Raw genomic sequence first — 26,763 nt, 5'->3', positions numbered from 1 at the left:
TACGAGGTAATATCTATGAACACAGTACAGATTCCACGTGTTGTCATTGCTGGTACCAACTCTGGTGTTGGTAAAACAACTATCGTAGCGGGTTTATTGGCCGCTTATGCAAATGGTGGACGTACGGTGCAATCTTTTAAAGTGGGCCCGGATTATATTGATCCGGGCTTTCATAAAATTGCATCCGGCCGTGACAGCTATAATTTAGATACGTGGCTTGTGCCACCTCACAAGTTGACTCCTTTCTTTGCTACAATGGCACATGATGTAGACCTTGCCATTATTGAAGGTGTTATGGGCCTTTACGATGGTGGTCGAGAAGGCGTTAGTTCTACGGCTCAAATTGCTAAACAGTTAAATGCACCGGTGGTGCTTGTTATTGATTGTAAGGCTATGGGTGAAAGTGCAGCAGCTATTGCTAAAGGGTTCCGTGACTATGACCCAGAGGTAAACTTTGGTGGTGTCATTTTGAACCGCTTAGGCTCTGCTAATCATGAGCGTATGGTTCGTGAAGGGATGGATAAAATTGGTGTACCTGTTATTGGTGCCATTTATCGTGATGATCGTATGCATTCTCCAGAGCGTCATTTAGGACTTACACCAGTTACTGAAATCGATCCAACAGAGGCGATTAATACGATTCGAGAAGCTGTTGAGAAGATGGTAAATCTCGATGCACTATTGGAAATTGCTACCAATGCACCAACTATCGAACTACCAGATGCTATAGATGTTAAATCCATTGAAAAACGTGTGAAAATCGGTGTAGCTTATGATGAGGCATTCTCTTTTTATTATCCAGCTAGTCTTGCTGCGTTAGAGGAAAAAGGGGCTGAGCTTGTTTACTTTAGTCCGCTTAATGATTCGGTAATTCCCGATGTAGACGGACTTGTATTTGGGGGTGGCTTTCCAGAAATGTTTTTATTCCAGTTATCTAGCAATGAGTCTATGAAGGAATCTATCCGCCAAGCTAATGCACAAGGTATGCCTATTTATGCCGAATGTGGTGGCCTTATGTATCTTTGTGAAAGCATTCATGACTTTGAAGGCTCTGTATATAAAACTGTAGGTATTGTACCTGCCAATTGTGTGATGCAACAAAAGCTTCAAAAGGTGGGGTATGTTACAGCAACTGCAAAGAGAGATACTTTATTAGGCGCTATGAATACAGCTATTCGTGGTCATGAGTTCCATTTCTCTACAATGGAGCCAACTATAGATGACTTCCCATGGGCTTTTCATTTAGAAGGAGGCCGTAAACCTCAATCGTATGACGGCGGCTATGCAACAAAAAATGTATTAGCTTCTTACTTACATTTGAACTTTGCTGGCTCTGATGAAGGGGCACAACATTTTGTTGATACATGTGCTGCTTATAAAGCCCAAAAGTAATAGATGTATAAATGTATTTAATAGGTTTATATGACTATGTGTTATCACAATTACATTCTGTGGGACAGTTCGTATTAAAGGAGCTATTATGGAAGAACGTGGATTAATTCTAGTTAATACAGGGAATGGTAAAGGTAAAACAACAGCGGCATTAGGCGTTGTTTTACGTGCTGTCGGACAAGGTTTCAAGGTTCTTATATTACAATTTATTAAGAGCGGCAATGGCTATGGTGAATTGGCAGGTCTCGCTAAACTAGGTGATCAAGTTGAAATTCGCTCTATGGGAAAAGGCTTTATTTACTATAAACGGGATGAAGTAGGGGAAGCTGAGCTTGCTCGCCACAAAGAAGCAGCACAAGCCGCTTGGCGTACATTAGTAGAGGAAGTAAACTCCGATAAATGGGATCTAATTGTTATGGATGAAATAAATAATGCCATTAATTATGAGCTTATCGATGTGCATTCTGTAGTGGAAATGCTTAACAATAAGCCAAAAAGGCTTCATGTTGTTTTGACGGGGCGTTATGCTAAACCTGAAATCATTGATATGGCGGATACTGTAACAGAAATGAAGGTAGTAAAGCATGCTTATGAAAAGGGCATAAAAGCTGCTAAAGGAATAGAATTTTGATTTAATTCAAAAAAATCGAAAAAAATCGAAAAAGAACTTGCTAAAACTATATCGAAAATGTATAATATAGTCATAAGCACAGAGGTGCTCAATATTCTTGACATTAAGTATGTATATAAGACTAACCAGGAGGTTAACTATGGCTGTACATGATTACATTAAATCTGGCGATTTCGCTACTGAAAAACACGTTCCTGTTATCGAAACAGTTGACACTGTAAAAGCAGGTGAAACATTCCACGTTACTTTATCCGTAGGTAAAGACATTGCACATCCAAACACTGTAGAACATCACATTGATTGGATTAAATTGTACTTCGTAGCTGAGGGCACTCAATTACCATTCGAAGTTGGCGCTATCGAGTTCAACGTTCATGGTGACGGTGCAACTGCAAACGAAGGTCCTGTAGCAGCAGTTTCTGAAGGTACTTTAGCAGTAGCTTTGAAAAAATCCGGTAAATTGATTGCTGTTTCCTACTGCAATATCCATGGCTTGTGGGAATCCGAAAAAGATATCGTAGTTGCTTAATTAACTAAAACAACTAATAAAGACCAGCCCTAGGGCTGGTCTTTTTGTATATCTATGTGTTCACATAGTTTAATAATGAGGCAAAGTTAAACTTTTAATAGTAGATATTTAATGGCATTATGGCTAATACATGTTAGGATTGTTTAATGCATATTCATAATATTATAGACATATTATTTGATTTTTAATGTCCGCATAAAAAGGAGTTTTGTATCACTCCAGTGGATTAATTGCTATACATCCCTTTACAGTGCTATTTGTTTGTGGTAAAGTATATGCATATTGATATTTAGTAAACATAGTTAAATGAGGGATTATTGTGGCCTTAATCGTTAAAAAATTTGGTGGTAGTTCCGTAGCTACACCAGAAAAAATATTTAATATTGTTGATCGCGTTCTTCGTGAGAAGCAAGCTGACGATAAAATCGTTCTTGTTGTATCTGCTATGGGTGATACAACTGATGACTTGGTGGCCTTAGCTAAACAAGTTACATCCAAGCCGTATGGTCGCGAAATGGACCGCTTGTTGTCTACCGGTGAACAAGTAACAATTGCATTGATGGCAATGGCTTTTAACGAACGTGGTCAGGAATCTGTATCCTTAACAGGTGATCAAGCAGGTATTACAAGTAGTGATACGTTTAATAAAGGTCGCATTTTGGGCGTTGATCCTAATCGTGTGTTTGAAGCTTTGGATGAAGGTAAAATTGTAGTAGTTGCTGGTTTCCAAGGTATAACTGAATATGGTGATATGGTGACATTAGGCCGTGGTGGCTCTGATACAACAGCTGTTGCATTGGCAGGTGCTATGAAAGCGGATGTATGTGAGATTTTTACGGATGTAGACGGCGTATATTCTACAGATCCTCGCGTGGCGAAGGAAGCTTTCAAATTAGAAGAAGTAACGTATGGCGAAATGCTTGAAATGGCACGCCTTGGTGCCGGTGTAATGCAACCGCGTGCCGTAGAAATGGGTTTCCGTTATGGTGTACCTATTCATGTACGTTCTACATTTAGTGATAAACCAGGTACTATTATTCGGGAGGATTATACTGTGGAAGCAAATAAACACGTAATTACTGGCGTAGCTGATGATACAAATACAGCAAAAGTAGCCCTTGTAGGCGTTGAAAATAAACCAGGCGTTGCAGCGACTGTATTCAAAGCATTAGCTGCCAGAAACGTTGACGTAGATATGATTGTTCAATCTATCCGTTCCGTAGGAGAACCAAAAACTGATCTTATCTTTACAGTAGCTATGGATGATGTGGTATTAGCTCGAGAAGTATTAGAAGAATTACAAAAAGCAGTAGATATTGAAGCTGTTAATATTGATGAAAAAATGGCTAAAGTTTCCATTATTGGTGCAGGTATGTTAGGACAACCTGGTGTAGCTGCGCAAATGTTTGATATCTTGAGCCAAGAAGGTATCAATATTGAAATCATTTCTACTTCTGAAATTAGTATTTCTTGCCTTGTTGCTGAAGATCGCGTAAAAGATGCTGTTCGTGTAATTCATAATGGCTTATTGTTAGATCAACGAGGTTAATCACTGCATGGATAGTCTACGTAGTTTTATGGATGAAATGCTCAATGACCAAGGTCGTAAGGAAGGTTTCATTAGCGATCTACTAGGAAATCTAAAAAATCAGCCTATTCCAACATTGGAACAAGCTCAAACTGGTTACACAACAATGAGTAATTTACATGGTATCTTCTATGATTACGATAAGTCTGAGGTTACTATTACTTACAAGGTTGTACCAGATATGTATCAACCATATACATTGAGTTTTATACAATTCGAAGCCGTGTTAGAAGGCTTATTAACCTTGCGTCGCAATCAAAAGTGGCAGATGCAACATAATAAATAATATGAACCCCATGGGAATACTTGCCTATGGGGTTTTATAATTCGATAATTATTCTTAACATCTATATATAGAGTCATCGATATGATATAATAAATTATTCAGAGAGAAATCATTATATTAGTATAGAAAGAAGGGACAGCATGGAAATAAATAAGGTTTATTCTGGCTTTCGCCTTGACCGTATTGAGCGCATTGATGAGATCAATGGTACCGCTTATGAAATGAAACATGAAAAGTCTGGTGCACGTTTAATTTATATTGATTCGCCAGATTCTAATAAAGTATTCAATATCGCTTTTAGAACAACACCACATAATAGTACTGGTGTAGCACATATTATGGAACATTCCGTTTTATGTGGTTCTCGTAAGTTTCCTTTAAAAGAGCCATTTGTTGAGCTTGTTAAGGGGTCTTTAAACACGTTCTTAAACGCTATGACCTACCCTGATAAAACAATGTATCCTGTAGCCAGCAAGAATGATAAAGACTTCCACAACTTGATGGACGTATATCTTGATGCTGTATTCTATCCACGCGTTCGTGAAGATGCGGAAATCGTGATGCAAGAAGGTTGGCATTATGAGTTAGATAGTGCGGACGATGAACTTACCTATAAAGGCGTTGTCTTCAATGAGATGAAGGGTGTTTATTCCTCTCCGGATTCCGTTTTAGAGCGCCAAATGATGCGTGAACTTTTCCCAGACACCACTTATGGTGTTGATTCTGGTGGAGATCCTGACCATATTACAGACTTAACTTATAAAGAGTTCCAAGAGTTCTATCGAGTTCATTATCATCCGTCCAATAGTTATATCTTCCTTTATGGTGATATGAATATTGAAGAGCAATTGGCATTCTTGAATGATGAGTACTTAAGTCATTTTGATGCTATTGAGGTTAATACAGAGGTTGGTATACAAACGCCATTTACGGAAGGTAAAGTGGTAAGTTATCCATATAGCGTAGGTTCTGAAGAGCCAACAGACAACCGAACTTTACATTCCTTTGCCTATGTGTTACCTGATGTAACTCCTGAGCATAGCTTGGCTTTTGAGGTATTAACACATGCATTGTTGACATCTCCTGCGGCTCCTCTTAAACAGGCTTTGGTGAAAGCCGGTATCGGCTCTGATGTGAGTGGTTATTATCTTGATAGCATTCGTCAACCTTTGTGGACCGTGCAAGCAACTGGTTCTAATCTCGATAAACAAGCTGACTTGCAGCGTATTGTGGAATCTACATTGCAAGAACTTTGTGATAACGGTTTAGATAAAGAATTATTAGAAGCTTCCTTGAATAGCATTGAGTTTGCTCTTCGTGAAAGCGACTTTGGTGGTCGCCCAATTGGTCTTGCTTATGTTATCCGTATGATGGATAATTGGCTATATGACAATGACCCACTTGAGTTATTACACTACGAAGAAGCATTAGTGAATATTCGCAAGGGCTTATCCGGTACGTACTTTGAAGATTTAATTCGTCAATCTATCTTAAATAACAATCATAAAGTGCTTGTTTCTATTTATCCTGAACGTGGTCTTCAAGAGCGCAAGGATGCAGAGGTTAAAGAATATTTAGCTTCTGTAAAAGCTAAGATGACTCCAGAAGAAATCGAAGCGATTGTAGAGCAAACAAAACGACTTAAACTTCGTCAAGAGGCTCCAGATAGCGACGAAGCATTAGCGTCGATTCCATTGCTTGAATTATCAGATTTAAATCCTAATATTGAAGAAGTAGAACGTCGTGAAAGTAAAATTGGCAATACTACAGTACATTTTGTACCTACTTTCACAAAAGGCATCAACTATGTAGGTCTTTACTTTAATTTAAGTTGTCTTACAGAAGATGAGTTGTTCTATGCCGATATTCTAAGTGATATTATCGGTCGTATCAACACATCTGAACGTGGCTATGAAGCATTGGCGAAAGATATCAATATGAATCTTGGTGGTTTAAGCTCAGATATTACGGCTATTAGCAAAGATGGTAAGCGTGATGAATTTACGCCTCTCATGATTGTTCGAGCTAAAGCCTTGCATTCTAAATTACCTGACTTATGCCGTTTGATTAACGAAGTAGTACAAAAAGCAGATTATAGTGACCATAGACGCTTGACCGAACTTGTTCAAGAAAGCAAAGCTATTTGGGATAATGAAGCGTTTCGTCGTGGCAACTCCATTGTAAGTCAACGTGTTATGGCACAAGTATCTGCAGTTGGTAAATTTAGAGATAATGGTAACTTCGGTTACTATCAAAAGATTAGCGAATTGGCTTCTAATCCTGCGGCATTACCATTATTGCCGGAAAAATTAGCTGATGTGGCTCGTAAGATTTTTCGTGCTAATAATGTGGATATCATGTTCGTTGGTGAAGAAGGAGAATTAGAAGCCTTTGAAAATCTTATGAAACCATTGATTGAAACCTGGGATACTACTGACTTAAGTAATGATACATTAAAAATTACACGTTTGTCTGGTAATGATGGTATCGTTACAGCTGGTAAGGTTCAATACGTAGCTCAAGGTGGTAACTTTATAGACCATGGGTATAAACACGTAGGCCCAATGAGTGTATTGGAAACGATTTTACGTTATGAGTATCTTTGGATTCGTATTCGTGTACAAGGCGGTGCTTACGGTGCCTTTGCAAACTTCTATGACGATGGTAATATGATTTTCTGTAGCTATCGCGATCCAAACTTGGTAGAAACATTAAATGTATATAAAGAATTACCTCAATACCTTCGTGAGTTTGCGTTGACTGATCGTGAGATGCGTAAATATATTATCGGTACTATGAGCTCCTTGGACTTGCCTATGACTCCTGCGTTGCGTGGTCCACGTGCGATGGGGATGTATTTTAGCGGTGCTAAACTAGAGGATAAGGTAGAGTTTCGTAAACAAGTTATCGCTTGTAAGCCAGAGGATATCGTTGCTTTAGCAGATGTGGTTGAACCAGTGTTGAAGGACAATCACATTTGTACAATGGGGAACGAACAAAAAATTAAAGACGCTGGTAAGGTATTCGATAACATTATTTCTCTAGGATAATCGTTTTATATTATTTATAGTGGCATATTCTGTGTAAGTTTACGGGATATGCCACTTGTTTTGTACTGTAGGAGGGCATCATGAAAGGTCGATTTGCTCCAAGCCCCACAGGATATATCCATCTCGGAAATGTATGGATAGCCCTCTTATCTTATATTTCTACGAAGCAACAAAAAGGGCAGTATGTTGTGCGAATGGAGGATATAGACATCCAACGCTCTAAACGTGAGTTAGGGGAAGCTCTATTAGATGATTTAGAGTGGCTAGGATTTGAATGGGATGAAGGACCTCGCGTTGGTGGCTCAGAATCAACATATTGGCAAAGTGAACGACAAGCATTTTATGGAGATATATTAGAACATCTTGCATCAGAAAAACTAATTTATCCTTGCTTTTGTAATCGCACGAGACTGCATTCTATTGCTTCGGCGCCCCATGTAGGAGAGGTAGTACATCGATATGATGGCCGTTGCCGTCATCTAGAGGATAAATTGATAAAAGAGTTTATGATGTCTAAGGAGCCATCTTTGCGTTTAGCCGTTAATTCCTGTGATATAGATTTCGTAGATTGTTGGCAAGGCTTTCAACATATTCATTTGGAAGGTGAATTAGATGATTATGTATTGCGTCGTGGTGACGGTATGTATGCCTATAATTTAGCTGTTGTACTGGATGATATTGCTATGGGGATAACGGAGGTCATTCGTGGAGACGATTTACTAGAGACTACAGGGCAGCAAATATATTTATATAGAACATTACAAACCAGTTTCAAATCTAAAAATATACAACTACCTTCTTATGGGCATGCTCCATTATTAATTGATTCTGAAGGGCATAGATTATCTAAGCGACAAAAGAGTATTACTATTCGTGAATTACGTGAAAATCAATGGTCTCCTAATAGGATTTTAGGTGAGCTGGCTATTGTAGGGGGGTTAGTTGAAGCTCATACATTAAGTCGTAGAGAAATCAGTTTATCTGAATTAATTGAGATTGATTTAAATGTACCTAGTCTTAGTCAGAAAACGATTGAGATACAAATTAAAGAATAGAGTAATAAAATAGTATTGATTTATGTTATAGGATGTTTGCTAAAAGAGAATAATTCTTCAACTATATAATTCGATATAATATATTGACAATATTCGATATTTATTTATAATAGTATATAAGAGGTGGTCGAAATGACAATTCAACAAGCTTTAGATCAAAAAGTATGGGCCGTTATTGGAGCTACCCATAAAACCGAGAAGTTCGGTTATAAGATTTATAAATGTCTTAAAGATCACGGATATGAAGTATATCCAGTCAATCCTAATATTGCAGAAATAGATGGAGACACTTGTTACTCTAGTCTTTCTGCACTTCCCGTTGTGCCTGCTGTGGTAGATTTTGTTGTACCAGAAGTAGCGGGGTTAGCTGCACTTGATGAATGCAAAGAACTTGGCATTTCTGTTGTGTGGTTGCAACCGGGGGCGGATAAACCATCTGTTGTTGAAAAAGCACATGCTTTAGATCTGCATGTCATTCAAGATTGTGTATTAGTTCAATTACCGTAGGAGGGTACAATGAGCGAATTAAAAGATTTAAAAACTGCTGAATATCAAGATTTAGTAAACCAAGGTGGTGTTACTGTTGTTGACTTCTGGGCTCCATGGTGCGGTTATTGCGTACGTATGATGCCAATCATTGAAGAAATTGCAGGTGAGCTTGAAGGTAAAGCTAACTTTGTAAAAGTAAACGCTGATGAAGAACCAGAATTAGCACGTAACTTACAAGTTGAAGTATTGCCTACATTCGTTATTCTAAAAGATGGTGAAGTAGTAGACCGTAAAATTGGTTTCTTGCCTAAAGGCGATCTTCAAGCGGCTATCGAATCTAAATTCTGATACTATAATTAAAATTATATAAATAGAGGAAAACCTCATCAATGTATGTGTTGTACATTGATGAGGTTTTTTTGCTTTTTTAATATAGACCTAAATATATTTAACGTTTATGCGTTACTAAACATAATATATTGAATTGCTAAACATAATACATCTAAAAGTGGGGTTTATGTCCATTTAAGGAGTGACATTACGCAATTGTGGTGGAGAGTGGTTTAAATTGTTTATTTTTTAATATTTAATCGAACATATGTATTGTAGAAAAGAGGAGAAAAATAGAGATTAAACAAGAAAAATATAAAAAAGTGGGATAAAAATGGATTTTTTGTTGTGAAAGGTGGGGAATTGTGGTAGAATTTACCATATAGTGGTGGATAAGAAATAGTAAAGGCGGTGATACATATGTTCATGGGCGAATATAATCACACCATTGATACAAAAGGGCGGATGATTATACCTGCTAAAATACGTGAACAACTAGGCGATTTGTGCATCGTTACAAAAGGCCTAGATAACTGCTTGGCTATTTACACCGAAGAGGCATGGAAAAAAATTTCTACTGCTTTACAATCACAATCCTCCACTAAAGCTAGCGTGCGTGCTTTAAAACGTTTTGTTTTTGGTAGTGCCGCTGAACTTGAATATGATAAACAAGGTCGTGTCCTCATTCCTGTACCATTACGTGAATATGCAAGCCTTGATAAACAGGCTGTTATTGTAGGTGCTGGAGACCACGTTGAAATTTGGAGCCGTGAAAAATACGATTTCTATGATGAGCAAGTGGCTGAAAGTATGGAAGAATTAGTTGAAGGGCTTGAAGGGATTATGTTATAGGAGGCTATGATGGAATTTAATCATACTAGCGTACTCTTACGTGAAACGGTGGACTCCGTCGTAACTAATCCAAAAGGCATTTATGTGGACTGTACCCTTGGTGGGGCAGGACATGCTCATGCAGTGGGCGAGATGCTAGATCCAGAAGGCATGATTATAGGTTTAGATCAAGATGAAGATGCTTTGAGTGTAGCTCGACAGCGTTTATCTGATTTGAAATGTCAGGTGTTAACGATACCTACAAACTTTTCTAACTTAAAAGAAGCCCTCCAAAATGCGGGCATTTATGAAGTCGATGGTTTTATATTTGATCTTGGTGTATCCAGCTATCAACTAGATACTCCTGAACGAGGTTTTTCATATATGAATGATGGACCTCTTGATATGCGAATGGATAAAGATGCACCTCTCACGGCAGAGGAAATTGTCAATGAATATGACAGTGAACAATTACTGCAAATTATCCGCGATTATGGGGAAGAACGATGGGCTAAACGAATTGTCGAGTTTATTGTTGAAGCACGTCAAGAAAAAAGAATTACTACTACTGGTGAGTTAGTTAGAATTATTAAGAATGCAATACCTGCAAAGGCGCGACAAGATGGACCTCATCCGGCAAAACGGACGTTTCAGGCCATACGTATTGAAGTAAATAGAGAATTAGCAATTTTGCATGATAGTTTTGTAGATGCTGTATCGATGTTAAAACCAAAGGGAAAGATTGGAGTTATTACATTCCACTCCTTGGAAGATCGAATTACAAAGCAAACTTTTAAAGAGTTAAGTACTGCATGTATATGTCCTCCACAATTGCCTGTGTGTGTTTGTAATCACAAGGCAGTTGTAAAGGCAAAGAATAAGGCTATAGAGCCAAGTATAGGGGAGATTGAAGTTAATCCGAGAGCTAGAAGCGCTAAATTGCGCGTAGCAGTAAAGTCGTAGATTTGGAAGGGGTTAAGTGTTATGTTAGCGAGAAAGGCTGTTGTGGGCCAAGTAAAAGGTGATATGTTGGTCATTGCACAAGGGAGAAGACGTAGTGCAAACGTAGCTTTAGATTTAAGCCCTATGATGTGGCAAGTTGTATATGGTATTGCTGCATTAGTTGCATGCTTACTTATCATGATGGTTATGAATGCATACAGTACAAAGTTGGGCTATGAGGTAGTTAAAACACAGCAAGCTGTAGTACAATTAACAAAAGATAACGATGCATTGGACGTTGAAGTGGCTTCCTTGAAGTCTCCTGTACGTATCCAACAAATCGCAGAAGAACAACTAGGAATGGTTTTGCCTGATTCTTTTGTTTATAGCACAAAAAGCGCTGTTACTGAACGTAATGTACAAGAGAAACAGCAAATTATAGACTAGCAGGCGAAGCAGCTCGTATTGGGCTGCTTTCCTTTGCGTGTAAAGGAGATTGTATATGAAACACTTACAAGATATAGTAAAAACCTTACATGCACCGCATGTAGAAGGTAATACAGCTGTTGAAATTTTAGATGTAACCGCTGATTCTCGTGCTGTAAAAGCAGGTAGTTTATTTATTGCTTTAGATGGTGCTACTGTCGATGGACATGACTATGTTAATAAAGCTGTTGAGGCTGGGGCAGTAGCCGTATTAGTATCTAAACCTGTTGAGATAAGTAGTGACGTTTGTGTTATCACTGTTGAAGATACACGTGCGGCTATGATGGCCTGTGTGCCATACTTTTTTGATTATCCAGCCAATTCCATGCGCATGATTGGTGTCACTGGTACTAATGGTAAAACGACTACAACTCATATGATTCGTCATATTTTGAAAGCTCAAGGTCATAAGGTCGGTGTGATTGGTACTGTTCATATCATGATTGGTGATACATCATATCCGATTCATAATACGACTCCTGACGTAGTGGATTTACAACATATTTTGCATCAAATGGTAGAAGAGGGTGTTACACATTGTGTAATGGAAGTATCTTCTCATGCGTTGGCTTTAGGACGCGTATCTGGTGTTGAGTATGATACGGCTGTATTCACAAATCTTACACAAGATCATTTAGATTTTCACAAAACATTTGAGAATTACTTGGCAGCTAAATGTAAACTATTTGAACAAGTTAGCAAATCAAACCAAATAAAATCTGGTAAAGGTGCTGTTATCAATATCGATGATACCTATGGGCATCGGGTTGTTGAAAAAACTACAGCCCCTATCATTACCTATAGTATTGATGGTAGCGGCACATTGAATGCTCATGACGTAGATATGACGCCAAAGTCTAGCTGTTATACTGTATCTTATGATGGTCATGATTATACAGTTGCAATGAATACGACTGGCTTGTTTAATGTGTATAATACATTAGCAGCTATTGGTGCCTGCCTATTAGAAGGTATTTCCATGGAAGACATCGATAAAGCGTTGAAAACATTTAGTGCTGTACCTGGTCGTTTTGAATTGATTGAAGAAGGTCAACCATTTGCTGTTGTTGTAGACTATGCACATACACCAGATGGGTTAGAAAATATTTTACAAACAGCAAAGGCTATTCAAGAAAATCGTATTATTGTAGTCTTTGGCTGTGGCGGTGACCGAGATGCAACGAAACGTCCTATTATGGGACGCATTGCGGCACAATACGGTGATGTTGTGTATGTTACATCTGATAATCCACGTACAGAGGATCCTGTACAAATTGTTAAAGATGTGGAAGTCGGCGTTAAAGACGGCCTTCGAGAAGGAACTCACTATGAAGTTATCGTTGATCGTCGAGAAGCGATTCAACATGCAATACAACATGCAAAACCTGGGGATATTGTACTCATTGCAGGTAAGGGGCATGAGGATTACCAAATCTTAAAGGATAAAACGATTCATTTTGATGATCGTGAAGAGGCGCGAGCAGCCCTCAAGGAGATCTAATATGGCAGAATTTACATTGTCTCAAGTACTGGAAGCCACACAGGGGACGAGTGCACATACCGACAATATTAAGTTTTTAGATGTATCTACTGATACAAGAACTATTGAATCAGGCTTTTTATTTGTAGCCTTAAAAGGTGATACCTTTGATGGCCATGATTTTATCAATGCGGCTATCGAAAAAGGTGCTACAGGGGCTATCGTTGAAAAAGGACGTTCTGTAGAAGGTATTGCTTGCATCGAGGTAGACAATACTTTGGTAGCATATCAAAACTTAGCACGATATCATCGTCGCCGCTTTGATATTCCTGTAGTTGCTATTACTGGTTCCTCTGGTAAGACAACAACAAAAGAAATGGTGGCAGCCGTACTTGGCACAGAATTTAATGTATTAAAAACTGAGAAAAATTTTAATAATGAAATTGGCTTGCCAAAAACCTTGTTACGTTTGACCGCTGAGCATGAAGCCTGTGTTGTTGAAATGGGTATGCGTGGGCTCGGACAAATCGAAGAACTGGCCTTGATTGCAGAACCAACGATGGGGATTATTACTAATGTTGGTACTAGTCATATCGAGCTTTTAGGTTCTCGCGAAGCCATTGCTGAAGCGAAAGGTGAGTTGATTCGTTGCTTGCCTGAAAATAGTGTGGCTATCCTTAATGAAGATGATCCATATGTAAAAGCTATGGATCGTTTAGCTAAGGGTAAAACAATTACCTATGGTATTGAACGGAATGCTACTTGTATTGGTAGCCATCTGCGCTATAAAAAAGACGGTATTAAGTTCACTTGTAAGTGTTATGATGAAGTTTTTGATATCTTTTTGCCTATGATTGGTGAACACAATGTATATGATGCATTGGCGGCTATCGTTGCAGGTCGAGTGCTAGGCATTAAATCTAACACAATTCGCAAAGGTTTGAGTGAGTTTAGTGGAACTCCAATGCGTCAAGAAATCGTCCCATTTGAAGATATTGTTATCTTAAATGATGCTTATAATGCAAACCCGTCATCCATGGCAGAAGCTATTAAAGCACTTGGTCAATTAGAAGGTAAGCGTAAAATTGCGATGCTAGGCGATATGCTCGAGCTCGGCGACTTCTCTGAAGAAGCACATCGTGAAATCGGTCATTTGCTTGCTGAAGAGGGTTATAGTGTTGTATTCACCTTTGGTGATGCTGCTGCCTTCATTGCAAAGGAATCAAAAAAAGCAGGTTTAACTACATTCCGTTGTAACAGCCATTTAGAAATGGCCAACGCATATAGTGATATTCGTGAAAAAGGGGATGTTATTCTTGTGAAAGGTTCCCGTGGTTTACGAATGGAGCGCGTTGTTGAAGAATTAAAGGATCGAGAATAATAGGTAACGGCTAGTTATATCTAGCCGTCCTATTTATTAATAAGTAGAGGATTCATATGATAAATCACATTCTATTAGCCTTCGTAGCGACTTTCATCATTACGGTAGTGCTAGGTAAAATTGCTATTCCTATGTTGCGTTCTTTGCACGCACAACAAAGTATTCGTGAAGAAGGCCCTGAAAGTCATCAAGCAAAAGCCGGTACGCCAACAATGGGTGGTGCTTTCATGATGGTGGCCCTTATTATTGGCGTGGCATTGTTTGCACCATGGAATGTGGGCACAGGAATGTTATTATTTTTAACACTGGGTCATTGTTTATTAGGTTTTTTTGATGATTTTGTAAAAGCTGTAAAAAAACGCAATCTTGGTTTAACAGCGAAGCAAAAATTACTTGGACAATTTATATTGGCTGCCGTATTCTGTTATTGCATTACTGAGATTATGGTTGTTCCTACCACATTATGGATTCCTGTTGTAGATACACAATTACAATTGGGATGGGGTTATTATGTATTGGCATTTTTGATTATTGTAGGAGCTACAAATGCAGTAAATTTAACAGATGGTCTTGATGGTCTTGCTGGTGGTACATCAGCAGTGGCGGCGATAGCATTCTCTGTTATTGGTTTGATGGCTGCATCGATGACAAATTCTATTGGTGCTGAAAGTGTTGCGTACTTCGGCGCTATAATAGCAGCTGTATGTCTTGGCTTTTTGGTATATAATGTGAACCCTGCAAAAGTATTCATGGGGGATACAGGCTCTTTGGCATTAGGTGGTGCTTTTGCAGCAATGGCTATTTTAACTAAAACAGAATTGCTACTTGTGGTGATTGGTGGCATTTTTGTTATGGAAGCATTATCTGTTATTATTCAAGTTATTTCTTTCAAAACACGTGGTGTGCGTGTATTTAAGATGAGTCCTATTCATCACCATTTTGAACTTTCCGGATGGGCAGAACAAACAGTTGTTAATCGTTTCTGGTTTGGTGGCGCTGTTTTAGCCATTATTGGTGTACTTTTAGCGACTATAACTTTATAAGATAATACTTAACGGAAGTTGTAAATAATGGTATGCTTATTAGATAGGATACATTAATTTTATAAATAATTTAGGTGATATAGATGGAATATGGAGATAAACATATACTTGTTCTTGGCGCTGGAGCTAGCGGTATAGGTGCCTCTTGGGTATTAGCCCAAGTGGGTGCGCATGTTGTGTTAAATGATTATAAGCCTATGACACTGCCTACGGCTGAGGAGAAACGACTCGTTGCGGCAGGGGTAAATATTATTACAGGGCGTCAAGATGAATCCTTGCTAGATGGCGTGGATCGTATCGTTATTTCTCCAGGTATTTCTTTAGACATTCCGATTGTAAAAGCAGCACAGGCCCGTGGTATTGACGTGGTCAGCGAAGTAGAATTAGCTTATGAAGTATCTAAATCACCTATCGTAGCTGTTACTGGTACAAATGGTAAGACTACGACAACAACCTTATTAACTAAAGTACTAGAAGGCTCTGGAAAACCAGTCCACGTCGGTGGAAATATTGGTGATTCTCTTAGTGAAGTGGCGTATTCTATGCCTGCAGACGGTTTTTTAGTAGCTGAATTATCTAGTTATCAATTAGAGACAATCAAGCATTTTAGGCCTATTGGGGCTATTATGCTCAATATTACTCCAGATCACTTAGCTCGTCATAAGACGATGGAAAACTATATTGCTGCGAAGGAACGCATCTTTGAAAATCAATTAAGTACAGATTATTTAGTGTTGAATATAGATGATCCCGTTGTAGCTGATATGGAACATCGTGCGCCTAGTCATATTCTAAAAATTAGTCAAAAAAAAGCCGTAGAGAATGGCGCTTATTATGCTGATGGGCAATGTTATATTGCTAAAGATGGGGTAGCAAAATTTGTTATTGGAAATGAAGATATTCATATTCCAGGCAGTCATAATATTGAAAACATATTGACCGTTATTGCTTTATCTCATGCATTGGGCGTACCTGTAGAAACAATTCATCGTATTATTAGTGAGTTCCATGGCGTTGAACATCGTTTAGAACGCGTTAAGACGATTGATAGTATTACATTTTATAATGATTCTAAAGCGACTAATGTAGATTCTGTGGTTAAAGCATTAGAATCCTTTGATCAACAAGTTATTCTATTAGCTGGTGGTCATGATAAAATGACGCCTTTAGAAGACTTCATGGAGTTAGTTAAGGAGAAGACTAAAGCTGTTATTTTCATGGGGGAAGCAGCAGATCGTTTTGAGACGGCTGCAAAAGAGGCTGGTGTGAAGCCGATTTATCGTGCTTTATCCATGAAAGAAGCCGTAGAACAAGGCTATAAATTGGCAGAGACTGGCGATATTGTGCTATTATCTCCGGCTTGCTCAAGCTTTGATTGGTACAGCTGTTTTGAAGAGCGTGGAGATGACTTTAAACGTTGTGTTCATATGTTGCAAGAGGGAGGACACCATTAATGAAACGTGTTATTATTTCAGGTGGTGGCACTGGTGGACATATATATCCAGCAATAACTATATATAAGGAAATTATGAAACAAAATCCTGATGCAAAGGTGTTATATGTTGGTACCAAGCAAGGTCTCGAGGCTACATTAGTTCCTAAAGAGGGGATAGAGTTTACTACGATTCCTGTGCAAGGCTTGCAGCGTCAATTATCGTTAGGTACATTAGTTACATTAGGTAAAACTGCTTTAGGCATTGTAAAAGCTAATGCCATAGTTTGTAAGTTTAAACCTGATGTGGTTATTGGTACTGGTGGTTATGTATGTGGGCCTGTTCTCTTGGCTGCAGCATTACATAATATTCCTACTATAATTCAAGAACAGAATGTCATAGCAGGCATTACTAATAAAATTCTGAGTCGTTTTGTTGATGTGGTAGCCCTAGGCTATAAGGATGCAGAAGCATCGTTTTCTAAAGCAAAGCGCGTAGTCTATACAGGGAATCCTGTTCGTCCAGATGTGCTAGTTGATTCGAGAACAGCGGGACGTAACTATTTCAATTTAAGTGATGATACCTTTACAGTACTCATAGCTGGAGGTTCTCGAGGGGCGAGAACTATTAACAATGCTATGATAGATGTACATAAACACTTCCAAGGTGTGAAAGGTATTAAATTAATCCATATTACGGGAAACGGAGAATATGAATCTGTTTTATCCCAATTGGGTATTACCGATGGGGATGGTTTAGGTAGTTCATCTTTGATTTTGCCGTATTTACATGATATGCCAAAAGCACTAGCAGCAGCCGATTTAGCAGTATTTAGATCTGGTGCTATAGGTCTTGCAGAATTAGCAGTTCGCGGTATTCCATCCGTATTGATACCGTATCCATACGCAGCGGAAGATCATCAAACCTATAATGCACGTATCTTTGTACAAGAAGGGGCGGCGCATATGATTGTAGATAAAATGTTGAGTGCTCACGATTTAATAGGGGAAATCGAGATGTTTATGGCCAACCGTGATTTGTTGGCACAAATGGGAGACCGAGCATTGCAATTGGGGAAACCGAATGCGGCTCATGATATTGCAAAATTAGCTTTATCTATTGCAAAGTAACAAGGAGAGGTTTTATGTTAGACGGTATTCACAAAATTCACCTTATCGGTATTGGTGGATCTGGTATGCGTGCGATAGCGAATATTTTGATTCAAAAAGGTTATGATGTATCTGGTTCAGATATTGCTGAATCTGCAGTAATTTCTAAGTTTAGAGATATGGGTGCCACGGTGCATATCGGTCATAATAAAGAATATGTAAATGGTGTTGATGCCATAGTTCGTTCTACAGCGATTCGTGAAGACAATCCTGAAATTGTTGCCGCTAAAGAGCAAGGGATTACCATTTTACATCGTTCTGATATTGTAAAGGCTGTATTAGATGTAACAGATGGTATCGCAGTAGCTGGTGCGCATGGTAAAACATCTACAACTTCAATGATTGGACAAATTTTAGTGGAGGCTAATGCGGACCCTACGGTAATTATCGGTGGCGAAGTAGATTATCTCAAAGGTAGCAGTTGCCTTGGGAAAGGCCATTTTTCAGTTGTGGAAGCGGATGAGAGCGATGGTTCATTTTTAAAATTGCATCCACATACTATCGTTATAACTAATATTGAAGATGATCATATGGATCATTATAAGACTATGGATAACTTGTTAAACGCTTTCTGTGAGTTCGTCGAAACGTTACCAGAAGCAGGCAAGGCTATAGTATGTGGTGATAATGAAAATATTCGTTATGTTATGAGCCGCGTAAAACGTACTTTTATTACGTATGGCTTAGAGGATAATAATGATTATGTAGCAAAAAATATTCATTATGTGGACTCTTCCTTGGTATATGATGTATATCATAAAGGTATTAATATAAGCCGTATCAGCTTGCGCGTGCCTGGAGAACATAATGTATTAAACTCATTGGCAGCCTTTATTGTGGCTCATGAATGTTGCGGTGTAGAAAATCGCTTTATTACAAAAGCGTTAGGTAAATTTATCGGTGCAAAACGACGTTTTGAAACAAAAGGTCATGTTGCTGGCGTCTGGGTTGTCGATGATTATGCACATCATCCAACAGAAATTAAAGCGACCTTAAGAGCAGCAAAAGAACTTGAAAAACATCGCGTTATTTGTGTGTTTCAACCGCATCGGTATACACGTACAAGCTTGTTGAAAGATGAATTTGCCACTGCTTTTACAAGTGCTGATGAAATATATATGACAGATATTTACAGTTCTGGTGAAGATCCGATTGCAGGTATCGATGGACGTACTATTCCTGACGCTGTTGAAGCTGCTACAAATAAGGTTGTACATTATGTACCATCTGTTGATGATATACCGGCTGTATTGGCAAAAATTGTGCGACCTAATGATCTGGTTATCACAATGGGTGCCGGTTCTATTAATCAATATGGACCTAAATTATTAGCTATATTGGAGGAAGGCTTACAATGAAAGATAGAAAAATAATCGTATTGATGGGTGGCCCTTCCAAAGAGGCTGAAGTATCTCGTCGTACTGGCGCTGCTATTGCGGAAGCACTCGAAAGTAAAGGGTATAATGCCCAAACATTAGAACTTAATCCTCGTACTGTTTTAAGAGACATTGAATCCTTAGGTGGAGAGATTGTATTTAATGCAATTCACGGTCGTTATGGTGAAGATGGTGCATTACAAGGCTTACTTGAAATGGCAGAAATTCCATATACTGGATCGGGCATCATGGCTCATGCGGTAGGAATGAATAAAAAAGTAAGCAAAGATGTTTTCAAAGGGGCTAATATTCCAACAGCTACTTCTGAATCCTTTAATGGTAATTTAGAATCTGCAGAAGCCATTATAGGACATATTCGTAAACAGTTTACGATTCCTGTAGTGGTGAAATCTGCTACTCAAGGCTCTAGTATTGGCGTTACCATCGTTCGTGATGAGGCACAATTGGAGGCTGCTGTTACAGAAGCGCTAAAATATGATCCGATTCTTGTAGTAGAGCAATTTCTTGATGGTCGCGAATTTACAGTATCCGTTCTTGACGGGAAGGCATTGTCAGTAATTGAAATCCGTCCACATTCTGGTGAGTATGACTATACCAGTAAATATACTGTAGGTGCTACAGAATATTTAGTACCTGCGCCTATTAGTGAAGAAATGACTGCTGAAATGCAACGCATAGGGGAACTTGTGTATCGCGAAGTACAAGGCAGTGGGGTTATTCGTGTTGATATTATGACAGATCATGCAGATAATATGTATGTTCTAGAATACAATACTGTGCCAGGTATGACGGCAACGTCTTTAGTACCAAAGGCAGCTAAAGAAATGGGAATTGACTTTCCAACATTATGTGAAAAGATTCTATTAACAGCTAGTATAGGGAAATTTTAAGGGCTGAATAGAACATAAGGAGTTATCTATGGATGATAAGCAATACCATCCATCCAACTCTGGGGAGATGCAGTCTTCTACACCTGTTCAAGATGAACGGGCTGTATTTAGAAAACGAGTGTTAAAAATCGGTGGTGCAGTTACTCTCGTGTTGGTGGGATTGTTTACACTACCTATTCCTTTTGGATCCTTAAAAATTATAGGATCGGATAAGGTAACTGTACAAGATGTAATGGTAGCAGGGGATATTCATGAACCTGTAAATATATTGCAAATTAGTACAGAGAAATTAAAAACTAGATTGGCGAAAGACTTACGGGTTGAAGAGGCCCAAATTAGTTATCAATTACCATTTACAATGGTTGTACGTGTCATAGAACGCAAGGCTGTTGCAGTTGTACCAGCTCAGTTTGGTTATTTAACACTTGACAGTAAAGGTCAAGTGATTGCATCAGAGCCTGCAATACAAGATACGTCGGTACCAATGATATCAGGCGTTAAGGCGGGAAATATTTTGTTAGGTGATACCGTTGTGGATAAGCCCATTTTGGCGGCTCTTGAATACTTAAACTCTCTTGATGAGAGCACATTCAAGAATATTGCAGAAGTCAATATAGGAGATCCTGATGCAATAATGGCTTATACCGTATCGGGGGTGCAAATTAGATTAGGGGATAGTAAAGACTTACCTAAAAAAGCTGAGTTAACTCAGTCCATGTTACAAGATATTAAGACAACACATAGCAATGTACAATATATAGATGTTAATGTTTCATCGCCATATATAAAAACTGATGTAATACCGGAAGTTAAAAAGCATCAGCCTGGAACAAAGAATACAGAAGATTCATCTACTAAGAAGGATGATAAAAAACAAGATAAGCAAGGTCATGTTGAAGATAAAAGGTAGATGATTGTCGTGAGACACGAACGGTGGGCAATAGCCTTAGTCAGCTGTATATTGGGTTTCATGGTTGTCACCCAATATAAGATGACTCAAGATAATATAGAAGAAAATATCCGTTTACAACGAGCTGGTGATTTAGCTGTACAATTGCGAGAGGCCCAAAGTGAACGTGATGCATTGTTAAAACAAATAGAAGAGCTTAAACAGTCTGGTGCTACTGGCAATGTTAAAGCAGACGAACAGTTGATGATGAAAGCTGCTTTAACAAATGTTAAAGGTACGGGTGTTAGTGTATTAATCGAGGATAGCTTAAAGCCAATTCAAAGTGGTGAAAATCCTAATTTATATGTAATTCATGATGAAGATATTTTACGTATTGTTAATGAATTACGAGCTGGTGGGGCTGAGGCGATAGCTATCAATGATCAACGTCTCATAGGAACTTCTGAAATACGATGCTCTGGTCCAACTATTACTGTGAATGGTAAGGTTTTTGGGGCTCCTTTTACAGTTAAAGCGATTGGTGATCCAAAAACATTAAATTCTGCGCTCACCATGCGAGGCGGTGTGGTAGATTCCTTGAAACACTGGGGCATAAAGGTAACCATAAAGGAAGAAAATGAATTAGCTATTCCAGCTTTTACAGGAACCTTCAGAGAAGAGCATATAAAGCCTAATGAAACAGGAGGTAAAGAATGAATATTTATATCTTTGCCATTGTTGGTTTAATTGTAGGTACTACATTAGGGTGGCTTTCACCATTTCATATACCTATAAGTTATGCAAATTACACATCAGTTGCTGTTCTGGCTGCACTAGATGCTGTATTTGGTGGTAGCCGAGCTGCATTGGAACGAACCTTTGATCTTAGTAATTTTGTGCTTGGGTTCTTTTCAAATGTTGTGTTAGCTGTTATTCTTGTATATGTAGGTGACCTCATAGGAATTAACCTATATTACGTAGCTCTTATTGGCTTTGGATTGCATGTATTTATTAATGTAGGCGCTATACGCAAGATTATTATGACTAAGCGATTCTAATAAATCACATTCTATATAGTGGAAAGTTTTTAAATTTTAGTGTAAAATAAATGTAATTGTTATAAGATTGTCAGTATATAAATCGATACATTGGGACGTATATTGATACGATAGATAACGATAAGAGGAGGAAGTTCAATGTCTGATTTTGCAAATATTAAAGTTATCGGTGTTGGTGGCGGCGGTAATAACGCTGTTAATCGCATGGTAGATAGCGATCTTAAAGGTGTTCAATTTTTATCCGCTAATACTGAAAGCCAAGTGCTTGAATTATCTAAAGCGGATGTAACGATCCAAATTGGCGAGAAGGTTACAAAAGGTCTTGGTGCAGGCGCAAATCCACAAATCGGTGAAGAGGCTGCTCAAGAAAGCCGCGAAGAAATTATAAAAGCTCTTGAAGGTGCTGATATGGTATTCGTAACTGCTGGTATGGGTGGTGGTACTGGTACAGGTGCTGCTCCTATCGTTGCAGAATGTGCTAAAGAAATCGGTGCATTGACAGTCGGTGTCGTTACTAAACCGTTCGCTTTTGAAGGTAAACGCCGTCGTGCACAAGCGGAAAAAGGCATTGAATTCTTGACTCAAAAAGTAGATACTATTATCGTTATTCCTAATGATAAATTGTTGCAAGTTGTAGATAAAAAATGTTCCTTAAGCGATGCATTCCGTACAGCTGATGATGTACTTCGCCAAGGTATCAAGGGCATTTCAGACTTGATTCAAGTTCCTGGCTTGATCAATCTTGATTTTGCAGATGTTAAAACTATCATGACTGAACAAGGCGAAGCATTGATGGGGATTGGCGTTGGCGAAGGTGAAAACCGCGCTGCTGACGCAGCTAAAATGGCTATTAATAGCCCATTGTTGGAAACATCTATCGATGGTGCAAAAGGCATCTTACTCAATATTTCTGGTAGTGCTAACTTAAGCTTGTTTGAAATTAATGAAGCTGCCGAAATTATTTCTGAAGCGGCGGATCCTGATGCAAATATTATCTTCGGTTCCGTTATCGATGAAAGCTTAGGCGATACAGTTCAAATTACTGTTGTGGCAACTGGTTTTAATTCAAATACTAAGAATGTACCTGAATTCGGTAAAACAACAACTACATCCCGTCCGGCATCCACTACAAATACTAACAGTGGTATCCCTGATATCCCTGTATTCATGAAACGCTAATTTATAGATTGTATAATTACTATACCTATTGATTAGTAACTTATTAAGACATACCGTTGGTATGTGTATAGGAGGTAAAAATGAAGAAATTAGTATTATTAACTTTAGCAGCTACAGTTGTAGCCGGTAGTGCATTTGCTGCAGCTCCTGTAACGAAAATTAGTGATGGATCCACTAAGGTACAAGCTGATTATGCTTTTAAACAACACGTATCTAATGGTGGCGGCAATAGTAATGATGGTTTCGGTGTTTCTTTACAACACGACCTTTCCAATAAAGCCGCATTACAATACTCTTACGATAAATTAAATGCAAAAAATGGTGATATTAAAGATCATCAATTAGCATTGGTTTATAAAGTACATCCAAATGTAAATTTATATGGTGCAGGTACTGCGATTCGTACAAATGATACTGAACTTGGTTTCCAAGCTGGTGTTATCGGTCATGTACCTTTGACTAATAAAGTAAACGGCTTTGCTAAGGCTGGTTGGGGTAATGATATTAAGCAAACTTATCAAGTAGGTGCTCAATATGAAGTACGCCCTGATGTAGATTTGAATGTATACTATGGCTATGATAAATATAGTGTAGATAGCAATGATAAAACTGCAAAAGGTTTACACGCTGGTGTAGGCTATTCCTTCTAAGGATGATGATGACCACTCTTTTGAGTGGTCTTTTTTTATATATTTACTGTTTTATTGTATATTTGTTAATTATTCTTCCTAAATAAGGTACTTAATATATTCTATATATATTTAATAAGTGTTGAGTTACTAATAGTTAGTTAAATCTTCTATGTATACAATATATTTACTGAATATACGTTGTATATTTAAATTAGTTTAGGTATGATAAATATGTAATATTCATTTCAGATAGGATGGTGCTAGTTATGACAAGTGTTGCTGCAAAGCATGCAAAAGGAAAAAAATTAAAAGATGTGATCTTCGTAACTGCTGGTCAAGCTCAAGCTGATGCTAAAGAAAATGGCCGTGAGAATGTTGTAAATGGTACGTTGGGTGCTATTCATGATGAAGAGGGAAACTTAGTTTTTCTTAAGACCGTTAAAGAAGAATATTTGAGTCTTTCGGATTGTGAACATGTTGGTTATGCACCAATTGCGGGTATTCCAGATTTTTTGTGTGCTGCTGAAAAAGAATGTTTTGGAAATTTCCGTCCAGAAGGTCATATTCGTAGCATTGCTACCGCAGGTGGCACTGGTGGCATTCATCATTTGATTCATAACTATACAGAGCCTGGTGATGAAGTATTAACAGCGGATTGGTACTGGGGTGCATACCGTGTTATTTGTAGTGATACTGGACGTACACTAGTTACGTATTCCTTATTTGATGAACATAATAACTTTAATCATGAAGCATTCCAAAATCGTGTAAACGAATTGGCGGCTAAACAAACAAATGTGGTTGTTATCTTTAATACACCTGGTAATAACCCAACCGGCTACTCTATTGAGGATAAAGATTGGGATTCTATCCTTAATTTCCTGAAGGATTTAGTTGCTATTGGTCGAAATAATGTGATTATTGGTATTGATGTAGCATATCTTGATTACTCTGGTGAAAAAGATGAGGTACGTGCGTTCTTCAATAAATTTAGTCATTTACCAAAAGAAATACTCACCTGTGTGTGTTATAGCTTATCTAAAGGATTCACTATGTATGGTCAGCGCGTTGGTGCGATGATTGGGATCTCTGACGATGAAGAAATAGCTGATGAGTTTTTTGAAGTTAACAAATCTACAAGTCGTGCCACATGGTCCAATATTTGTCGTCCCGCAATGCGTACAATGGCTAATATTGTGGCTGATCAAGCTAAGTTTAAAGAATATGAAGCTGAACGCAATTGCTATTATCAATTAATTCGCGATCGTGCTGATATCTTTAAACAAGAAGCAGCGCAAGTGGGACTTCCCATGTTACCTTACCGCGGTGGTTTCTTTATTACAATTCCTACAGACTCTGCAAATGCTATCTGTGAAGAGTTGAAGAAAGAACATATTTATATTATTGCATTAGCAAATGGTATTCGTATAGCTGCCTGTGGTATTCCTAAAAAACAAATGACAGGACTTGCAGGAAAAATTTATACCGCTATGAAACGTCTTGGCAAATTATAATCGATAAGTAAAACTTATATTTAAAGCCACTTGATACACGTATCAAGTGGCTTTTTATATTAATGAATATCCTTATGTTCCTTAATGTTTTGCTCAGCTTCTTTGGCCAAGTTTTCAAGAGCTCGTTTAGGAGCGGTTCTTTCACCTGTATCTGGGTCTACAAACTCAACGCGATCCAAGGTGCTTGTAATTTGACCACGAATGAAGCTTAAGTAGATTTCGTATAATTCTTTTTTTTCTGCTAATTCCTCTGGTGTTAATTCTTGCCCAGATTTTTTCTTTGCAGCTAGTTCATTTATTCGTTTTAATGTATCGTTAATATGACTCATATGCGCCTCCTGTATTCTATATTAGAATAGCATGTTTTATTATAACATAGAACTTAATGAATACGTATGGTAAGATATAAGTTGTACGCGTCTGTACTTTCACAGGTGAGAAAGGAGAACTGTATGCGTGTAACAAAAGCGATAAAGGCAGAGCAGTTGAAACTGTTACAAGAGCATTATTTTGATGCAAAACCTGCCCTTGAGTATACAAATGAATTTGAATTATTAGTTGCTGTAGTTTTGTCTGCACAATGTACGGATGAACGGGTTAATATTGTTACTAAACGACTGTTCCCAGAACTTAATCATCCTGCAAAGATGCTTGAAATCGGAGTTGCTAAGTTAGAGACTCTCATTAAAGATTGCGGCCTTTATAAGTCCAAGGCAAAAAACTTAATTGCTACTTGTCAAATTTTAGTTGAACAATATCATGGAGAGGTGCCTCGTGAGTTTGATCAACTCGTTGAATTGCCTGGTGTGGGGCGTAAAACAGCAAATGTTGTGGTATCCGTTTTATTTGGTACACCAGCCATTGCGGTAGATACACATGTATTTCGCGTGTCTAACCGATTAAAATTAGGTATTGCTAAGACGCCAGAAGAGATGGAACAAAAGTTACAAAAGGCAATTCCAAAAAAGGATTGGGCTGCTGCACACCACTGGTTAATCTATCATGGCCGTAGAGTGTGTAAGGCTCGTAAGCCTTTGTGTAATGAATGTTTTTTAAATCATCTATGTCCTTCAGCCGGAAAGGTTTAAT

The 26,763-nt window shown here is 38.2% G+C and carries 27 protein-coding genes; 26 read left to right on the top strand and 1 reads right to left on the bottom strand.

The window, feature by feature from the left end; all coding sequences use genetic code 11:
* The first annotated feature begins 15 nt into the window (after positions 1-15).
* The 25 genes from DW000_RS04500 (at position 16) to DW000_RS04380 (ending at position 25,674) form a co-directional block, all read left to right on the top strand.
* On the top strand, positions 16-1,392 hold the full coding sequence (locus tag DW000_RS04500; RefSeq protein ID WP_021148280.1) for a cobyrinate a,c-diamide synthase: 1,377 nt from the start codon (positions 16-18) through the stop codon (positions 1,390-1,392).
* An 88-nt stretch (positions 1,393-1,480) separates the two neighbouring features.
* Positions 1,481-2,023 (top strand): cob(I)yrinic acid a,c-diamide adenosyltransferase, encoded by a 543-nt coding sequence (gene cobO / locus DW000_RS04495; RefSeq protein ID WP_008714156.1) that lies wholly within the window; start codon positions 1,481-1,483, stop codon positions 2,021-2,023.
* A 139-nt stretch (positions 2,024-2,162) separates the two neighbouring features.
* The gene (locus tag DW000_RS04490) at positions 2,163-2,552 is read left to right on the top strand and encodes a class II SORL domain-containing protein (protein ID WP_004696242.1); all 390 of its coding nucleotides are present in this window, start codon (positions 2,163-2,165) and stop codon (positions 2,550-2,552) included.
* A 319-nt stretch (positions 2,553-2,871) separates the two neighbouring features.
* Positions 2,872-4,101 (top strand): aspartate kinase, encoded by a 1,230-nt coding sequence (locus DW000_RS04485; protein ID WP_004696945.1) that lies wholly within the window; start codon positions 2,872-2,874, stop codon positions 4,099-4,101.
* A 7-nt stretch (positions 4,102-4,108) separates the two neighbouring features.
* Entirely contained in the window at positions 4,109-4,426 is a 318-nt protein-coding gene (locus tag DW000_RS04480; RefSeq protein ID WP_004696238.1) for a hypothetical protein, read from the top strand.
* Between the two features lie 140 nt (positions 4,427-4,566).
* On the top strand, positions 4,567-7,476 hold the full coding sequence (locus DW000_RS04475; protein WP_120055321.1) for an insulinase family protein: 2,910 nt from the start codon (positions 4,567-4,569) through the stop codon (positions 7,474-7,476).
* 80 nt (positions 7,477-7,556) lie between these two features.
* Complete coding sequence (gluQRS, locus tag DW000_RS04470) at positions 7,557-8,531, top strand: tRNA glutamyl-Q(34) synthetase GluQRS (protein WP_120055319.1); 975 nt, start codon at positions 7,557-7,559, stop codon at positions 8,529-8,531.
* 132 nt (positions 8,532-8,663) lie between these two features.
* Positions 8,664-9,038 (top strand): CoA-binding protein, encoded by a 375-nt coding sequence (locus DW000_RS04465; RefSeq protein ID WP_120055317.1) that lies wholly within the window; start codon positions 8,664-8,666, stop codon positions 9,036-9,038.
* A gap of 9 nt (positions 9,039-9,047) precedes the next feature.
* A complete protein-coding gene (gene trxA, locus DW000_RS04460) occupies positions 9,048-9,368 on the top strand; it encodes a thioredoxin (RefSeq protein ID WP_004696229.1) in 321 nt (106 codons plus the stop codon).
* A gap of 402 nt (positions 9,369-9,770) precedes the next feature.
* Complete coding sequence (gene mraZ, locus DW000_RS04455) at positions 9,771-10,202, top strand: division/cell wall cluster transcriptional repressor MraZ (protein WP_004696227.1); 432 nt, start codon at positions 9,771-9,773, stop codon at positions 10,200-10,202.
* A 9-nt stretch (positions 10,203-10,211) separates the two neighbouring features.
* Positions 10,212-11,144: a 16S rRNA (cytosine(1402)-N(4))-methyltransferase RsmH gene (rsmH, locus tag DW000_RS04450; protein WP_120055315.1), complete on the top strand. Its 933-nt coding sequence runs from the start codon at positions 10,212-10,214 to the stop codon at positions 11,142-11,144.
* Positions 11,145-11,165: 21 nt separating this feature from the next.
* Entirely contained in the window at positions 11,166-11,570 is a 405-nt protein-coding gene (ftsL, locus tag DW000_RS04445) for a cell division protein FtsL (RefSeq protein ID WP_004697156.1), read from the top strand.
* Between the two features lie 55 nt (positions 11,571-11,625).
* Positions 11,626-13,110: a UDP-N-acetylmuramoyl-L-alanyl-D-glutamate--2,6-diaminopimelate ligase gene (locus DW000_RS04440; RefSeq protein WP_120055313.1), complete on the top strand. Its 1,485-nt coding sequence runs from the start codon at positions 11,626-11,628 to the stop codon at positions 13,108-13,110.
* Between the two features lies 1 nt (position 13,111).
* Entirely contained in the window at positions 13,112-14,470 is a 1,359-nt protein-coding gene (gene murF, locus DW000_RS04435) for a UDP-N-acetylmuramoyl-tripeptide--D-alanyl-D-alanine ligase (protein WP_120055311.1), read from the top strand.
* A gap of 56 nt (positions 14,471-14,526) precedes the next feature.
* Complete coding sequence (gene mraY / locus DW000_RS04430; protein ID WP_008601232.1) at positions 14,527-15,513, top strand: phospho-N-acetylmuramoyl-pentapeptide-transferase; 987 nt, start codon at positions 14,527-14,529, stop codon at positions 15,511-15,513.
* Between the two features lie 83 nt (positions 15,514-15,596).
* The gene (gene murD, locus DW000_RS04425) at positions 15,597-16,967 is read left to right on the top strand and encodes a UDP-N-acetylmuramoyl-L-alanine--D-glutamate ligase (RefSeq protein ID WP_021148273.1); all 1,371 of its coding nucleotides are present in this window, start codon (positions 15,597-15,599) and stop codon (positions 16,965-16,967) included.
* Positions 16,967-18,076: an undecaprenyldiphospho-muramoylpentapeptide beta-N-acetylglucosaminyltransferase gene (murG, locus tag DW000_RS04420; RefSeq protein ID WP_021148272.1), complete on the top strand. Its 1,110-nt coding sequence runs from the start codon at positions 16,967-16,969 to the stop codon at positions 18,074-18,076. The genes murD and murG overlap by 1 nt, the downstream gene beginning before the upstream one ends.
* 14 nt (positions 18,077-18,090) lie before the next feature.
* Positions 18,091-19,473, top strand: coding sequence for a UDP-N-acetylmuramate--L-alanine ligase (gene murC, locus DW000_RS04415; protein ID WP_008601228.1), 1,383 nt, complete (start codon positions 18,091-18,093; stop codon positions 19,471-19,473).
* Entirely contained in the window at positions 19,470-20,402 is a 933-nt protein-coding gene (locus DW000_RS04410) for a D-alanine--D-alanine ligase (RefSeq protein ID WP_120055309.1), read from the top strand. Before murC ends, DW000_RS04410 begins: the two co-directional genes overlap by 4 nt.
* Positions 20,403-20,430: 28 nt before the next feature.
* Positions 20,431-21,312, top strand: a complete 882-nt coding sequence (locus DW000_RS04405) for an FtsQ-type POTRA domain-containing protein (protein WP_120055307.1) — start codon at positions 20,431-20,433, stop codon at positions 21,310-21,312.
* Positions 21,313-22,008 carry a DUF881 domain-containing protein gene (locus DW000_RS04400; protein WP_042986433.1) on the top strand — a complete coding sequence of 232 codons (696 nt, stop codon included), beginning with the start codon at positions 21,313-21,315 and terminating at the stop codon, positions 22,006-22,008. It abuts the gene before it with no gap.
* On the top strand, positions 22,005-22,349 hold the full coding sequence (locus tag DW000_RS04395) for a small basic family protein (RefSeq protein ID WP_004696202.1): 345 nt from the start codon (positions 22,005-22,007) through the stop codon (positions 22,347-22,349). The genes DW000_RS04400 and DW000_RS04395 overlap by 4 nt, the downstream gene beginning before the upstream one ends.
* Before the next feature lie 138 nt (positions 22,350-22,487).
* On the top strand, positions 22,488-23,528 hold the full coding sequence (gene ftsZ, locus DW000_RS04390; protein WP_004697140.1) for a cell division protein FtsZ: 1,041 nt from the start codon (positions 22,488-22,490) through the stop codon (positions 23,526-23,528).
* Between the two features lie 80 nt (positions 23,529-23,608).
* A complete protein-coding gene (locus DW000_RS04385) occupies positions 23,609-24,178 on the top strand; it encodes an outer membrane beta-barrel protein (RefSeq protein ID WP_004696198.1) in 570 nt (189 codons plus the stop codon).
* 248 nt (positions 24,179-24,426) lie between these two features.
* Positions 24,427-25,674 (top strand): aminotransferase class I/II-fold pyridoxal phosphate-dependent enzyme, encoded by a 1,248-nt coding sequence (locus tag DW000_RS04380; protein ID WP_120055305.1) that lies wholly within the window; start codon positions 24,427-24,429, stop codon positions 25,672-25,674.
* Positions 25,675-25,733: 59 nt separating this feature from the next.
* On the opposite strand, the gene DW000_RS04375 is transcribed toward DW000_RS04380, so the two are convergent.
* Complete coding sequence (locus tag DW000_RS04375) at positions 25,734-26,003, bottom strand: DUF896 domain-containing protein (protein WP_120055303.1); 270 nt, start codon at positions 26,001-26,003, stop codon at positions 25,734-25,736.
* 123 nt (positions 26,004-26,126) lie between these two features.
* On the opposite strand from DW000_RS04375, the gene nth reads away from it, so the two are divergent.
* Positions 26,127-26,762: an endonuclease III gene (gene nth, locus DW000_RS04370; protein ID WP_118091303.1), complete on the top strand. Its 636-nt coding sequence runs from the start codon at positions 26,127-26,129 to the stop codon at positions 26,760-26,762.
* The last annotated feature ends 1 nt before the right edge of the window (position 26,763 follow it).

This window comes from Veillonella sp. AF36-20BH, assembly GCF_003602765.1.
Taxonomy (GTDB): Bacteria; Bacillota; Negativicutes; order Veillonellales; family Veillonellaceae; genus Veillonella; species Veillonella hominis.
Note: the sequence above shows the minus strand (reverse complement) of the source record. Positions and strands in the feature narration are given on the sequence as shown.

Bases quoted from the DNA above. Each gene is read 5' to 3' on its own strand.
- mraZ (WP_004696227.1), top strand. From the start codon at position 9,771: ATGTTCATGGGCGAATATAATCACACCATTGATACAAAAGGGCGGATG.
- murG (WP_021148272.1), top strand. From the start codon at position 16,967: ATGAAACGTGTTATTATTTCAGGTGGTGGCACTGGTGGACATATATAT.
- murD (WP_021148273.1), top strand. From the start codon at position 15,597: ATGGAATATGGAGATAAACATATACTTGTTCTTGGCGCTGGAGCTAGC.
- DW000_RS04440 (WP_120055313.1), top strand. From the start codon at position 11,626: ATGAAACACTTACAAGATATAGTAAAAACCTTACATGCACCGCATGTA.
- ftsL (WP_004697156.1), top strand. From the start codon at position 11,166: ATGTTAGCGAGAAAGGCTGTTGTGGGCCAAGTAAAAGGTGATATGTTG.
- trxA (WP_004696229.1), top strand. From the start codon at position 9,048: ATGAGCGAATTAAAAGATTTAAAAACTGCTGAATATCAAGATTTAGTA.
- mraY (WP_008601232.1), top strand. From the start codon at position 14,527: ATGATAAATCACATTCTATTAGCCTTCGTAGCGACTTTCATCATTACG.
- DW000_RS04395 (WP_004696202.1), top strand. From the start codon at position 22,005: ATGAATATTTATATCTTTGCCATTGTTGGTTTAATTGTAGGTACTACA.
- murF (WP_120055311.1), top strand. From the start codon at position 13,112: ATGGCAGAATTTACATTGTCTCAAGTACTGGAAGCCACACAGGGGACG.
- DW000_RS04380 (WP_120055305.1), top strand. From the start codon at position 24,427: ATGACAAGTGTTGCTGCAAAGCATGCAAAAGGAAAAAAATTAAAAGAT.
- DW000_RS04465 (WP_120055317.1), top strand. From the start codon at position 8,664: ATGACAATTCAACAAGCTTTAGATCAAAAAGTATGGGCCGTTATTGGA.
- DW000_RS04385 (WP_004696198.1), top strand. From the start codon at position 23,609: ATGAAGAAATTAGTATTATTAACTTTAGCAGCTACAGTTGTAGCCGGT.
- rsmH (WP_120055315.1), top strand. From the start codon at position 10,212: ATGGAATTTAATCATACTAGCGTACTCTTACGTGAAACGGTGGACTCC.
- murC (WP_008601228.1), top strand. From the start codon at position 18,091: ATGTTAGACGGTATTCACAAAATTCACCTTATCGGTATTGGTGGATCT.
- DW000_RS04490 (WP_004696242.1), top strand. From the start codon at position 2,163: ATGGCTGTACATGATTACATTAAATCTGGCGATTTCGCTACTGAAAAA.
- DW000_RS04480 (WP_004696238.1), top strand. From the start codon at position 4,109: ATGGATAGTCTACGTAGTTTTATGGATGAAATGCTCAATGACCAAGGT.
- cobO (WP_008714156.1), top strand. From the start codon at position 1,481: ATGGAAGAACGTGGATTAATTCTAGTTAATACAGGGAATGGTAAAGGT.
- DW000_RS04375 (WP_120055303.1), bottom strand. From the start codon at position 26,003: ATGAGTCATATTAACGATACATTAAAACGAATAAATGAACTAGCTGCA.
- nth (WP_118091303.1), top strand. From the start codon at position 26,127: ATGCGTGTAACAAAAGCGATAAAGGCAGAGCAGTTGAAACTGTTACAA.
- gluQRS (WP_120055319.1), top strand. From the start codon at position 7,557: ATGAAAGGTCGATTTGCTCCAAGCCCCACAGGATATATCCATCTCGGA.
- DW000_RS04405 (WP_120055307.1), top strand. From the start codon at position 20,431: ATGGATGATAAGCAATACCATCCATCCAACTCTGGGGAGATGCAGTCT.
- DW000_RS04410 (WP_120055309.1), top strand. From the start codon at position 19,470: ATGAAAGATAGAAAAATAATCGTATTGATGGGTGGCCCTTCCAAAGAG.
- DW000_RS04400 (WP_042986433.1), top strand. From the start codon at position 21,313: ATGATTGTCGTGAGACACGAACGGTGGGCAATAGCCTTAGTCAGCTGT.
- DW000_RS04475 (WP_120055321.1), top strand. From the start codon at position 4,567: ATGGAAATAAATAAGGTTTATTCTGGCTTTCGCCTTGACCGTATTGAG.
- ftsZ (WP_004697140.1), top strand. From the start codon at position 22,488: ATGTCTGATTTTGCAAATATTAAAGTTATCGGTGTTGGTGGCGGCGGT.
- DW000_RS04500 (WP_021148280.1), top strand. From the start codon at position 16: ATGAACACAGTACAGATTCCACGTGTTGTCATTGCTGGTACCAACTCT.